The organism is Clostridiales bacterium (assembly GCA_014799665.1).
Lineage (GTDB): Bacteria > Bacillota > Clostridia > Christensenellales > Pumilibacteraceae > Anaerocaecibacter.
Genome location: JAAVHP010000021.1, coordinates 1 through 12,048 on the forward strand (window position 1 = coordinate 1; position 12,048 = coordinate 12,048).

A 12,048-nucleotide genomic window follows, 5' to 3' on the forward strand; every position below is an offset into this window, starting at 1 on the left:
ACAGACGGATGGTTTGAAAGATGGGATAAGGCAATAAAAAATCTTGATCTAGTGCAACAGACCTATAATGATGAACTTGAAAAGCTATATAATGCAGATAAAAACTCTTATCCATGTAGGTTCAGGAGCATGACAGACTTCGTATTACAGTATCAAGACTGTATCTTTACCAGAAAGCAACTCATAGACCTTTTTACTCGATTAGGTGTAGAAAATCCTATCCGCAGGGCAAAAAACCATAAACAGCGGTATGGTATTGAATTTTTCTCAAAGGCAGATGTGCAACGTGCCATTGATGAAGTTAAAAGGGCTACAAAAGACTTTTTCGAGCAGTAAAAAGGGCTACAATCCCAAAATCAAAAAGGCTACATTAGAGAGCCTAAAAGAGCCTTTTCAGAATTTGATAAAAACGGTTAGAAGCATTGATTTTACTGTATTTCTAGCCAATAGAAAGATAAGGCTAATGTCCTAATATGTAGGGCATGGAAGGATATATAAAGGGGGTATGAGTAATTGCTACAATGATAAAGATAGATATAAAAATATATTATAAAAAATATATCATATTTCCTTTTGAGAGTGGTAATTATTTCATGCCACCGTAACAGAAAGGAAATAGATAAAATGGCAGTAAATTATATAAAATTAAGTAGGGATGAGATTCATAGAAAATACAATAACATATTCAATCGTTGTTACAATGAAAGCTGGCAGGATGAATGGAACCCAAAGTATAAAGGGCATACAATGAGTGCAGATTTACTTGACAATAAATATGAAACATTTTTCCCATTTGTGGAAAATAATTATTATGAAGTTCCTGGGGAAAAAACAGATTTAGATCATGACATAATTGATAACACAAATACGGTATATGATTTAGAACATATGTTATTCGCACCACATTCAATAAATGTATTGTTTGAACACCTTGAATTAGGAAAGACAAATATAATATATAATTCACAGAAAAATACATACACAGTCAAAGTATATTATGAGGGTGATTATATTACAGTTGCGGATTTGGACACCTATAATCAGGCATTAGATATTTATTGCAATATTAAATATGGACTCATCCTTGATAAAGCGGAACGATATAAAGATATGATACCGCAAAAATTGTATAACATTATGTTGACAACTGATGTAAAAAAAATCAATGAAAAATTTTATATTAAAGATGATGTTGCGTGAAAAGTTGCAAAAATAAAAACCAACATAAGGAGATAATTTAGTATGATGAATGTAGTTATTGATATTGACTTTAGAAATTATGCGGAAGTAAAGACAAGTTATACACAAGAAGAATTACTAGATATTATACACAGAATAAAAAGAGATATAGACACAACACGCAATAAATTAAAAGTAGCGTAATTAAGTTAAGATAGTCGGTATTGGTTCCTATTCTCTGGAGCCGATACCACCAAAGAAAAGGAGTAAAAATATATGATAGCAGAATTAAGAAGTTTTGGAAATATGGATATGAATGATGCAAATATTCAGTTAAAAGAAAATATAAAGGTAGTAAAAGAACAAGCTGAAACATTATTACATAGTATGGATTTGACCGCAGGAAGAATTAATTTTGAAGAAGGTGAAATTGATAAATGGATAGCACTAAGAGACGCTATATTGAATTTTAGGACATTAGATGTAAATCCCAATCTTGCACAGAATGTAATGATTTCAGTTGACAATATGGACAAACTGCATGAAGTTTATGGAGCTTATACGGAATCGGCAGTAAATAGAATCATAAATGATTTGATATGTGAAGCTGATAAAAAGTTTAAGGATAAAACATCTAAAGGCAAATTGCAAAAAGCATTAGATAAGATAGAATCACAATCTACTCATACAGAAAGGATATAAAACCATGAATATATTAACCACAGAAGATTTACAGAGCATATTAAAATTATCTGATAAACAGGCTAGAGCATTGATGCGAACTAAAGGCTTCCCATCATGCAGGATCGGCAGAGAATACCGTGTAACAGAATCAGCGTTGCAACAGTGGCTTGATAATACAAAGTCCGTCAAATTAGATTATACAAAATGTTAGGAGGATATAAGAATATGAGTACATTTATCCCACATACAAAGGCAGAATTGAGAGAAATACAGCGATATGGTGACTTAATTCATAATGCGCAGGAGAAAGCGGCAGAAGAAGAAAGAAACAGACTGAAAGCAATAAATGAAGTTATTGAATGGGCAAAAGAACAGGAAAATAACAGAAATTCTAATAAAAGCAAATACGGTCATTTACTGGATAAATATATTAAGTAAAGCTAAGAAATGCACTTTTTACCTTAAACAAAAATAGTCTGTATTTTAAGGCAAGGATAGGATATTTATAAATATAGTACTTCTTATCCTTGCAAAGAATTAAGGAGGAATAATTTATTGAAAGAAAGTAGTAAATTATCATTTAATAGCTTAGTATTTGAAATAACAAGAAAGTGTAATTTAAAATGCGAACATTGTGTAAGAGGTGCAACACAAAACATTACTATTACAAAAAGTATAATTGATAAAGTTTTAGATTCAGTTGGTTTTTGTAAAACAATATATTTAACTGGTGGCGAGCCATTTTTAGAAATAGATCTTATTGAATATTTAGTTGATAAAATTATTGAAAAAGATATTACAATATTAAGTTTTTTATGTGTTACAAATGGAACAATATTAAATGATCGGATAGTAAATTTGTTTGAAAAAATAAATTTACACTGTAGAAAAAAAATTAATAATTTTGAAATGTTATTAGGAGAAAATATAGAAAAAGATAACTCAATAGTAGCAATTTCAATAAGCTGTGATCCATTCCATAAAAAAGCTGACTATAAAAAGGCTTTAAATTTTTATAAAGATAAATTAAAACATACTGATATATTAGTGGAACTACATGATAAGGAAAAATGGGATATTATTGATAATGGAGAAATTGCACTTTCCTATGATGGAAGAATGGAAGAAAACTTTGAAAAATTAGGTAAGCCCCCATGTGTATGTAATAGTAGTAGGCATAGAATCGAGTATGAAGATGATGAACTTAAAGTAATAAAATGCCCTATTGAGATTCATGCAAATGGAAATATAGGTATTTCAACAATGGAATCCTATAAAAATGCAGATAAAAATAAGATTGGCAATATATTTGTTAACACATTAAACGATATAATAGCAAAGAATATAGAAACAGAACCGTTTTCATGTGCAGAATGTTATAGGCAGCTTGATTATAAAAGATATATGCTAGAGGTAGGGGTGATTCAACCGATAACAAAAATTGAAAAATTTCAGTCAAAACGAGCATATGAGTTTATGGAAAAAGATAGAAATATTAGATTACAATTAAAAAAAGCATTTCCAGAAGTACCGATGAAAGATATTACAGAAGGCGTACTAATGTATATGAATTATATTTTAAAAGGACAATATATAAAGGCATTAAATGACATATATCCAGACTATTCATATACCAGAGAACAGGAAAAAGACGTGTATAAAACTATTAAGACTTTTATGAGATTAAATAAGATAAAAAATGTACTTGATAAAATTCAAGTGAATTATGTAAGTAAATAAAAATAGTCTATACAAAAAACATAAATCGTTGAAAATATAGATATTTGCTACTGTAAACATTATCAAGCATATGGCATGTACCTATATTTATGTATAGTTGCATATTTTAAATTGTTTTAAACATAACATATTTTTATAAATTATCGAACATAATTAAAAATGTTTAGTTATCTTTGCAAAGCCTTGAAAGCATTGATTTTCCTAGTTTTTTGATGATTTATTGATTTACTGGCAGATCATAAAATCCGCTTGAAAAGTCCGAAACCCCTTGTAAATAAAGGCTTTTACCGAACACAACTTATTTTTAAATAATTTACAATAATACATCAAATTATCAGACAATTAAAAGTGTCAGAAATCCTTGAAAAATAAGGCTTTTTGATGCTTTTTTCTCCAGAATCCATATGTACTGAACTATCATTTTTAAATATACACTTTAAAATATCCTGATGGTAATAGAACACAAGAACCAATAAAAAGTATTGATTTTCCTAATGATTTGTGATGTATTGGCAGACCTACACAAATATTTTCTGATATATTCCGAAACCCATGCCGAACATCATAATAAAAATAGTATTAAAAATATTTTTGATTAAATAATACTAAAATCCTTGACTTTTCGCCCTTAATTTGCTAAGATATTAGTATCAAATTTATTTATAAATATTTTTAATACTATTTTAGAAAGAAGGTATCTATCCTGTGTAAATATGGTTATGTCAGAGTTTCCACTATGCAACAGAAAACCCAAAGACAGATTGACAATATTAAATCTTTTGATACAGATGTTATTATCTATGAAGAAAAGCAATCAGGTAAGGATATAGAAAATCGTGCGGTCTTTAGAAAACTATTGGATAAAGTAAAATCAGGTGATACAATCATATTTGATGAAGTATCCAGAATGAGCCGTAACGCTGATGAAGGATATAATCTATATATGAAACTCATGCAACAGAATATAAGCCTTGTATTCCTAAAAGAGAGACATATTGATACAGACGAATACAAACGCCGGACACAAAAGCATATTGAAAAAGTATCGTCCAGTAATGAAAAAATGGATAATCTTATAAATGGCATTCTTGATCTAGTTACGGACTTTGAGAGAGAAAACCTAAAAGACAATATAAGACTAGCATTTCAGCAAGCGGAGCATGAACGGCTATTCTTAATTAAAAGAGTAACAGAAGGGAAGTCTAGGAGTGAAAAGCCACAGGGAAGACCAGAAGGGAGTCACAATATAAAGACTGATAAAGCGGATCACATCAAGAAAGTTATTCGGGAACAATCTAAAGATTTTGACGGGAAGTTTTCGGATGCTAAAATCATGAAGGAATATTTGCAAGGCATAGCAAGGAACACCTACTATAAATATAAAAAGGAGCTTGTTACAGAATTGAATGTGTAGTTTTAAAAAGTAAGGTGTTCATTCCTGAGGCACCTTACTTTTTTATGAAGCATGAAACGCTACAAGTGTTTTTATTTATCTCATTGTGCAATTATGCATTATGTGTTCTTGATAATAGCATACAGGGTAAAAAATGAGAGCATAGCCCTACTACAAGCATATACCCTCTATGTTAGATAATCACTAACAGCTATATTATAATCGGATTTATCGGAATATTCAATCTGAATCTTTTAAATCTGTCATACCTTTAATCATATCTATATCTAAATCTTTTTCTATCAGATGCAATATATAGGCATTAGCAGATCCTTGACCTTTATCTACACCTTTATTATTTATAAAGCCTAATTCTTTTGCTCTATCTCTAATCATTTGCGGATAGTCTGGAATACCTGCAACTACATCAGGAGCAGGAACACGGACACGAATAGTTGTTAATTTCTCATGGTATTTCTTGACAATATCTTTGTTTTCTAATGGCATATGGTACACCTACCTTTCACTGATATTATACCATATGCGGGAACACATTCAAGTAATATTTAGCGGTGCAGATGCTACCCCAGAACAGGGCAGCACCTACTAATATATAATATCTTGAATTTGTGTGTATGTATTACATCTGAAGAACAATAGTAAATATATTATCTCTTGATAATTTGTATTTATGTGCAAACGCTTCAGCTTCAGAACGGCTTTTAAAATGTCGCTCATCAATGATAGTACTTTCAAGTATATCAATGCCTATAACGATCACTTTAAAGAATGGAACATATACAAACATTGGTTTCACCTTCTTTCAATATTGTTTTGTAGTAGTTCAAGTTATTGTGTTGCTTAACTTGTAAATACATTGTATCATGTGGGTACACATTTATCAATATGTGAGTACACATAATTTTAAACAAAAAAAGGATATTACACAGATACTATATTTGTGCAATATTTTTTAAATACATTTATAAAATGTGGGTACACATAATATAATAAAGACAGGTAAAGGAGAACTTTAACTACTACTATAAATATGACAAACTAGAAGAAATCATATTGACAGTAAGAACATATGGTCATATATTAGTTAGTAATAGTAATATATGATTTACAAATGATAAAGCTATAAAAAAATAATGTGCTGTATATAAATTGTTTGTTACAATTTATATATTTTTAATAATTTCATAAATAACTCACATATATATTGAAAATTATACTCACATATGATATACTAAATAAAAATATGGAGGTGTTACAAATGGCTAAAGAATATACAGCAGAACAGAAAGCTGCAAGACAAAAAGCGGTTAGAGAATATGAAAAGCGTAATTATAGATTAAATATTGTATTTCCAGACGGAACAAAAGAAAGAATAGAAAGTTTAGGCTTAAATAAGACAGCTAGTGCTTTTGTACGTGATACAGTTTTATCTAAACTTGATGAACTAGAAAGAATTTTAAAATAACGCACATGTTTTAAAAAAGTAGTTGACATTATTACGCACATATATTATAATATAATTAGTCCAAGAGATAAAGGACTAATAACCGACAGGCAGAGGGCAAGCAAAACCTTGAGGGGGAAGGAGAAAACATGGACGAGATGAATAAGGATGAAATCAAAATTGTAAAAAATTCGACAATCTATGAAATTCGCTTAATGCTGGATACAGACGACAAGGAAACATACACAAAAGATGAAATTTTGAAATTGCTAGACACGATAGCAAGAGCAAAAGAAACCGAATAAATCGGTACGGGATAACAGAAAGGGCGGGCTTGTCACCGCCCAAACTGTATTTTTATTATAACATGGAAGCTGTCTATTTTACAAGACAGCTTTTTATTTATGTTTATCAACGTAGGGGGTATATTACATATTATTTTTCTGAATACTTTTCACAAAAGGCTCTAGCTGATGTGCACACATATCAGAACAATTTTTCAAAGTGCCGAACTATCCCCCATTCTTATATTTTTACTTATGAGCAATATAGATTTTTTTACATGACAAAATTTTAGATTATATATAATTTTATAATTATATAACTATACAAATATATAAATTATTATTGATTATATAAAAATACAATGATATAATTATATAAAAATTTAAGATAGAGAGGTGGTTTATATATGGCTATTACCATTAGTATTGTGCTCCAGAAAGGGGGAACTGGGAAAAGTACAACAGCCCAGGCGTTAGCAAGTACACTTGGATTTAAACACAAGAAAACATTACTTATTGACCTTGATCCGCAGGGTAATGTCACCTATTCTTCAGGAGCAGATGATCCAAAACATACTATTTTTGATGTATTGGGAGAGGACTGCGGAGCCAATGAAGCATTGATACATTGCAAATATTATGATTTACTAGCGGCAGATACATACTTGACTAATATTGAAATGTCCGAAAATGTTGAGCCTACTCTTTTAAAAAATGCACTTGAACCTATTAAGGATAATTATGACTTTATAATAATTGATACTCCCCCGGCATTGGGGAATCTGTCTTTTAATTCTTTAGTGGCTAGTGATTATGTGGTGATACCTGCAGAACCTAGACCATTTGCATTACAAGGATTAGGAAAGCTGCATGATACTATTGAAAGCGTCAGAAATGCCCTAAATCCGTCTTTAAAAGTGCTAGGTATACTTTTAATCAAATATAGTAACAGAACTGTCTTAAATCGTGATCTAAAGGCTATGATAGAAGATTATGCAAAAGAGATGAACACAACAGTATTTACTACTACTATTCGAGAGGGTATATCAGTAGCAGAAGCACAGACAGTAAGAGAGCCACTAATTGACTATGCAAAGAGCAGTAAACCTAATATTGATTATAAAGCCTTTACAACTGAATTATTGCAGAAGATAGGAGAGTGATAGCATGGCAGGAAAGAAAAATTTTAACACTAACAATAATAATCCTAATTTTAAAAAGAGCAATCCTAATGAAATATTAGCAAGTGGACATAAAGATCCTGATCAACCTAAAAACGATACTCCTACAGTAATTGAACCAGCAACACACCTGGAGCCACAGCAGAATAAAAATAATGACAAAAAAGGACAAAAATATTTGCGTTTGGATATAACCAACTATCAAAATTATATATCTTTAATGGCAGAACACTTAACAAACACCAGTGGTAAATATGTATCAATGACGCAATATATTCTTAGATTGATTGAAGCTGATAAGCAACATAATATTGAATTATATGAAAAGTTGGAACATATTGAGGGTATGAAGCGAGAACTTATATAATTATATATTTATATAATTATATAAATTATTAGTGGAATACATATATCAACAGAAATATTTTAATTTACTGGAACAGATGAAACCCCAAACAGCAGCAGGCGAACAAAATTAAATTGTACACTTGAATAATACCCTTTACCAGATGAAGCATTCTCCGGTAAAGGGTATTTTTTTGTCTATGAAATATGCCTTTTATTTAATGTTATAATACTATAGTTATTAAGCGTTATTTGCCCCAAATTCGGCTTTAAATGCCTTTAGGGTAGGTTTTTATGCTCTACGGTCAAAACGTCTAAAAACCGCCTATATACGTAAGGCAAAATGTTAGATTTTAATATCGAATATATATTCACCTAGTTCCTGTGTGACACTACCTAGTTCCTGTGTGACACTACCTAGTTCCTGTGTGACACTACCTAGTTCCTGTGTGACACTATAACAATACTATTAACAATATTACTGACTATATAATTATCAATCTTTCTTTCTGATAGAATGATTGAACGTTGACAAATATTGTTAACCCTAGTATAATATTTTAAAACCCATTTTAAATTTTTATGATAGGAGGTAACATGGAAGATAATTTTGATAAACCGTTTAAAATTAAACTTATCGAAGATAACAACCCTAGTAGATCACATTTTTATATTTATAATGGATTATTGAACTCTGATTTATTTAATGCTAATGAATTAATATTGATTATTCATTTAATTGCATTTGCAGATAATAGCAAACCAAATCAAATAAATACTACTACTATTAGTATAAATAAATTAAGTCAGAAATTAGGAATGAGTAAAGCTACTGTTTGTAAGTATATTAAATTATTAGAAGACAAAGGGGTATTAGTTAAAAAAAGTCGTATTTCAGAAGATAACGGATATCTTTCCAACACATATGAAATTTTAAATTATAATTCAGTTTGGGATTGTAAAACGCTAGAAGAATTGAAAGAAGAAACTGATAAAATAAAAAGTGAGGTAATAATAAATGACTGACAAACTCCAACAGGGGAAATTTGATAGCTTTACTATTATAAGCAATGGCTTGATTGAAACAGATTTATTGACAGAACATGAAAAGATTGTGTATATCGTCATAAGAAAACATTTGAATCAAGAAAGCCAAGTAGCTTTTCCTGGAATGACCACTATTTCAAGGGAAGCAAGAATCAGTAAATCACAAGTATTAAGAGCAATTAAAGGACTAGAAGAAAAAAGATTGCTAATAGTAAAGCGACAAACAACTAAATATAATGAAAAGAAAACAAATATCTATCGTTTTAATGATTTTGCGGAATTATGGAAAGCAAAAACCATCAATGAATTAAAAAAAATAGCAACTGAAACGCCTATACCGTTGACAGATGATGAAATCATTAATAAAGCATTACAGATAGATAAGAGAAAACGACAAAAGTTATATACCCAGCTTGCGAAAGAATTTGAAAAAGAAAAAGAGCCTGAAACATTGCAAGCCGACCAAAGCAACAATATTTCAAGCACTCAGTTAAACAATATTGATATAAACAAAGATAACACCAATAAAACAAAAAGTCAAGAGCTGGAAAGATATACCATTGACCAAATTCATCAGCTTTTCGATTATGATATCATGCTTCAAGATAATCCATATCAACAAAATGATATTGATTCAGTGATGGATATACTCTATACTACCATGAACACAACCAAAGCGATAATCAGAATCGCCGGAGAGGACAAGCCTAGCATGGTAGTTATTGGTAAATTAATGAAGCTACATAATGAATCTATTATGTATGCGATTGAAAAATATAAGGAACAGACGGAGCGGATTAAAAATCCTACGGCATATATGTTAACAATCTTGTATAATGCACCAGAGCAATTTAATTTGGATATTAAGAATCAGGTATCGCATGATATGGCACACTGGAATACGAAAGAATAGCCTTTGTTACTTTGCTGAAAGTAACGCAAAAGCACTTTTGACACAAGTATCAAAAGTACATTGCGCCCTACGGGGTATTAGAAGCCAAGTAATTACATATTGCAAAGAAAATCTGCATATGCTATAATGCCAATAGGCAAAAAGTTATAGCGTTCCAATATGAACGAAGAAACGAATCCCCGAACCGTAGTAGCGTACAGTCCGGGGATTCTTCTTTTCTTTTATACTGGCAAAGCACCCAGTAGGCTATTAGTTGTCCTTGCGGTCACTGTCTAACCATTTGTTGATGCAGTGGCAGGCTACACCAGCCGCAACAGCGACTAAAAAAGTTATAACGTATTCCAATATAAACACCTCCTCCCGTTGCCAGGTATCGGTAGGACAACATGAATATTATATCTTATTTTCAGAGTGTCGGCAATAAGCGACATTCTTTTTATGTTCTGCAGCAGGAATTAAAAGTGTAGATTCAAAAAAAGACCGCTGGCAGCAGTCCTATAAAATCCCAAAATAGTATTGACAAAAACCACAAAATGAGTATAATAAATAATGTAACAGTGTGCAATTCTCTTAAAAATTCCCACTTTTACAATTTCATATACTCTTGCGGAGTGATGCTTTTCGGATTTACCGACCGATAGAACGCAAGTAAAAATTATTAGCATTATCCAATGTTTACCAGACATAGGATTCATTTTAGACCAATAAACCGAGCATTAGTACGTCCTTTTCTAAGAAAGAAGGTGAACCAATGACACACGCACCATAAATATTCAGATGTAGATTTTTCACTAAGAATATTACCAGTATTCACACTGAAAAACCTATAAAAAAGCACTTGCAAAGGATTGACCTAAGACAAGATTTTTACTCATATGCTATAGATTATACAAGAAAATCTATGTAAAATCAAGTCTTTTTGAAAATTATCTTTTCAGACTATCCCAAAGCAAGAATATTGATACTAATAAAATTTGTTGAAGAAAGGCAAGGGATAGCAGATTATCCCAAGGAAAAATATATAGAAAAACTTGTTTTTGATGAAAAGCTATCTTTTGAATTTCGGAAAGGATAGCAATGAACAAACAGAAACTTGAAAATTATAATCTCACTGGCTCAATACATACATTGTCGGTAAAAAGTCCCGGCATTATCGAGGACATTCAGAAAGAAGTTTCAAACTGTATCACGGCGAATAGTCAGACTAAAAATAACAATCCGACTACCACAAGCATAATTAACCCGAATAAATTAGTAGGTGATGTATTTGCATATTCAGAGTTTGAAACAGTATTCAATACCATTTTAGCAGGAGCCGGAATCAAAAATTACAATATTGTAAGGGCAGATATGAGATTTGACAATTACGATCCTGAACACTACAGAGCATATGCAAAGCTGAATAGATACCTCATCAGTGCATTAGCGGTAACGTATAAGGTAAAAAACGCTTACAGAACCGCAAATTTATTTAACCAGCAGCAGTTGTCAGTAGCAATCAAAAATGATTACTTTGAATGTGAAAATTATGATAGAGCTGCCAAGTCTGAAATCACTGAAAATAAGACAGAACCAGCGCAGAGCCGACTTGAAGAACGTACCACAAGTAGACAGTGGAGGCGCATCAATGAGAAAGCAAAGCCTGAAGAACTAGAAATTGTATCAGACTGGAATATATACGCTTTAAAAAAAGAGTTTACAGACGGATGGTTTGAAAGATGGGATAAGGCAATAAAAAATCTTGATCTAGTGCAACAGACCTATAATGATGAACTTGAAAAGCTATATAATGCAGATAAAAACTCTTATCCATGTAG

18 protein-coding genes are annotated in these 12,048 nt (G+C 31.0%); 16 read left to right on the forward strand and 2 right to left on the reverse strand.

Annotation, left to right across the window (positions count from 1 at the left end; all coding sequences use genetic code 11):
* The 8 genes from HDT28_07565 to HDT28_07600 form a co-directional block, all read left to right on the forward strand.
* The coding region (locus HDT28_07565) for a hypothetical protein (GenBank protein ID MBD5132424.1) at window positions 1–336 on the forward strand (336 nt) is incomplete at its 5' end.
* Between the two features lie 288 nt (window positions 337–624).
* Window positions 625–1,200, forward strand: coding sequence for a hypothetical protein (locus HDT28_07570; protein ID MBD5132425.1), 576 nt, complete (start codon window positions 625–627; stop codon window positions 1,198–1,200).
* A gap of 42 nt (window positions 1,201–1,242) precedes the next feature.
* Entirely contained in the window at window positions 1,243–1,383 is a 141-nt protein-coding gene (locus tag HDT28_07575) for a hypothetical protein (GenBank protein MBD5132426.1), read from the forward strand.
* A gap of 72 nt (window positions 1,384–1,455) precedes the next feature.
* The gene (locus HDT28_07580) at window positions 1,456–1,881 is read left to right on the forward strand and encodes a hypothetical protein (protein ID MBD5132427.1); all 426 of its coding nucleotides are present in this window, start codon (window positions 1,456–1,458) and stop codon (window positions 1,879–1,881) included.
* A gap of 4 nt (window positions 1,882–1,885) precedes the next feature.
* A complete protein-coding gene (locus HDT28_07585; GenBank protein ID MBD5132428.1) occupies window positions 1,886–2,074 on the forward strand; it encodes a helix-turn-helix domain-containing protein in 189 nt (62 codons plus the stop codon).
* A gap of 14 nt (window positions 2,075–2,088) precedes the next feature.
* On the forward strand, window positions 2,089–2,301 hold the full coding sequence (locus HDT28_07590; protein MBD5132429.1) for a hypothetical protein: 213 nt from the start codon (window positions 2,089–2,091) through the stop codon (window positions 2,299–2,301).
* A 117-nt stretch (window positions 2,302–2,418) separates the two neighbouring features.
* Entirely contained in the window at window positions 2,419–3,603 is a 1,185-nt protein-coding gene (locus tag HDT28_07595) for a radical SAM protein (protein MBD5132430.1), read from the forward strand.
* Window positions 3,604–4,339: 736 nt separating this feature from the next.
* Window positions 4,340–5,017, forward strand: coding sequence for a recombinase family protein (locus HDT28_07600; GenBank protein MBD5132431.1), 678 nt, complete (start codon window positions 4,340–4,342; stop codon window positions 5,015–5,017).
* A gap of 219 nt (window positions 5,018–5,236) precedes the next feature.
* Here HDT28_07600 and HDT28_07605 read toward each other — a convergent pair whose 3' ends face one another.
* Both HDT28_07605 and HDT28_07610 read right to left on the reverse strand, forming a co-directional pair.
* Window positions 5,237–5,503 carry a hypothetical protein gene (locus tag HDT28_07605; protein MBD5132432.1) on the reverse strand — a complete coding sequence of 89 codons (267 nt, stop codon included), beginning with the start codon at window positions 5,501–5,503 and terminating at the stop codon, window positions 5,237–5,239.
* Window positions 5,504–5,636: 133 nt separating this feature from the next.
* Window positions 5,637–5,804 carry a hypothetical protein gene (locus HDT28_07610; GenBank protein MBD5132433.1) on the reverse strand — a complete coding sequence of 56 codons (168 nt, stop codon included), beginning with the start codon at window positions 5,802–5,804 and terminating at the stop codon, window positions 5,637–5,639.
* 471 nt (window positions 5,805–6,275) lie between these two features.
* On the opposite strand from HDT28_07610, the gene HDT28_07615 reads away from it, so the two are divergent.
* The 8 genes from HDT28_07615 to HDT28_07650 all read left to right on the forward strand — a co-directional run.
* Entirely contained in the window at window positions 6,276–6,482 is a 207-nt protein-coding gene (locus tag HDT28_07615; GenBank protein MBD5132434.1) for a hypothetical protein, read from the forward strand.
* Window positions 6,483–6,610: 128 nt separating this feature from the next.
* Entirely contained in the window at window positions 6,611–6,766 is a 156-nt protein-coding gene (locus tag HDT28_07620) for a hypothetical protein (protein ID MBD5132435.1), read from the forward strand.
* Between the two features lie 386 nt (window positions 6,767–7,152).
* On the forward strand, window positions 7,153–7,908 hold the full coding sequence (locus HDT28_07625) for a ParA family protein (protein ID MBD5132436.1): 756 nt from the start codon (window positions 7,153–7,155) through the stop codon (window positions 7,906–7,908).
* 4 nt (window positions 7,909–7,912) lie between these two features.
* Window positions 7,913–8,293: a hypothetical protein gene (locus tag HDT28_07630; GenBank protein MBD5132437.1), complete on the forward strand. Its 381-nt coding sequence runs from the start codon at window positions 7,913–7,915 to the stop codon at window positions 8,291–8,293.
* Window positions 8,294–8,868: 575 nt separating this feature from the next.
* Entirely contained in the window at window positions 8,869–9,297 is a 429-nt protein-coding gene (locus HDT28_07635) for a helix-turn-helix domain-containing protein (protein ID MBD5132438.1), read from the forward strand.
* Window positions 9,290–10,231, forward strand: a complete 942-nt coding sequence (locus HDT28_07640) for a hypothetical protein (protein ID MBD5132439.1) — start codon at window positions 9,290–9,292, stop codon at window positions 10,229–10,231. The genes HDT28_07635 and HDT28_07640 overlap by 8 nt, the downstream gene beginning before the upstream one ends.
* Window positions 10,232–11,150: 919 nt before the next feature.
* A complete protein-coding gene (locus tag HDT28_07645; protein ID MBD5132440.1) occupies window positions 11,151–11,306 on the forward strand; it encodes a hypothetical protein in 156 nt (51 codons plus the stop codon).
* Between the two features lie 2 nt (window positions 11,307–11,308).
* Window positions 11,309–12,048, forward strand: a 740-nt coding sequence (locus tag HDT28_07650; GenBank protein MBD5132441.1) for a hypothetical protein, incomplete at its 3' end; no start/stop codon positions are given.

Bases quoted from the DNA above. Each gene is read 5' to 3' on its own strand.
- HDT28_07570 (MBD5132425.1), top strand. From the start codon at position 625: ATGGCAGTAAATTATATAAAATTAAGTAGGGATGAGATTCATAGAAAA.
- HDT28_07575 (MBD5132426.1), top strand. From the start codon at position 1,243: ATGATGAATGTAGTTATTGATATTGACTTTAGAAATTATGCGGAAGTA.
- HDT28_07580 (MBD5132427.1), top strand. From the start codon at position 1,456: ATGATAGCAGAATTAAGAAGTTTTGGAAATATGGATATGAATGATGCA.
- HDT28_07585 (MBD5132428.1), top strand. From the start codon at position 1,886: ATGAATATATTAACCACAGAAGATTTACAGAGCATATTAAAATTATCT.
- HDT28_07590 (MBD5132429.1), top strand. From the start codon at position 2,089: ATGAGTACATTTATCCCACATACAAAGGCAGAATTGAGAGAAATACAG.
- HDT28_07600 (MBD5132431.1), top strand. From the start codon at position 4,340: ATGCAACAGAAAACCCAAAGACAGATTGACAATATTAAATCTTTTGAT.
- HDT28_07605 (MBD5132432.1), bottom strand. From the start codon at position 5,503: ATGCCATTAGAAAACAAAGATATTGTCAAGAAATACCATGAGAAATTA.
- HDT28_07610 (MBD5132433.1), bottom strand. From the start codon at position 5,804: ATGTTTGTATATGTTCCATTCTTTAAAGTGATCGTTATAGGCATTGAT.
- HDT28_07615 (MBD5132434.1), top strand. From the start codon at position 6,276: ATGGCTAAAGAATATACAGCAGAACAGAAAGCTGCAAGACAAAAAGCG.
- HDT28_07620 (MBD5132435.1), top strand. From the start codon at position 6,611: ATGGACGAGATGAATAAGGATGAAATCAAAATTGTAAAAAATTCGACA.
- HDT28_07625 (MBD5132436.1), top strand. From the start codon at position 7,153: ATGGCTATTACCATTAGTATTGTGCTCCAGAAAGGGGGAACTGGGAAA.
- HDT28_07630 (MBD5132437.1), top strand. From the start codon at position 7,913: ATGGCAGGAAAGAAAAATTTTAACACTAACAATAATAATCCTAATTTT.
- HDT28_07635 (MBD5132438.1), top strand. From the start codon at position 8,869: ATGGAAGATAATTTTGATAAACCGTTTAAAATTAAACTTATCGAAGAT.
- HDT28_07640 (MBD5132439.1), top strand. From the start codon at position 9,290: ATGACTGACAAACTCCAACAGGGGAAATTTGATAGCTTTACTATTATA.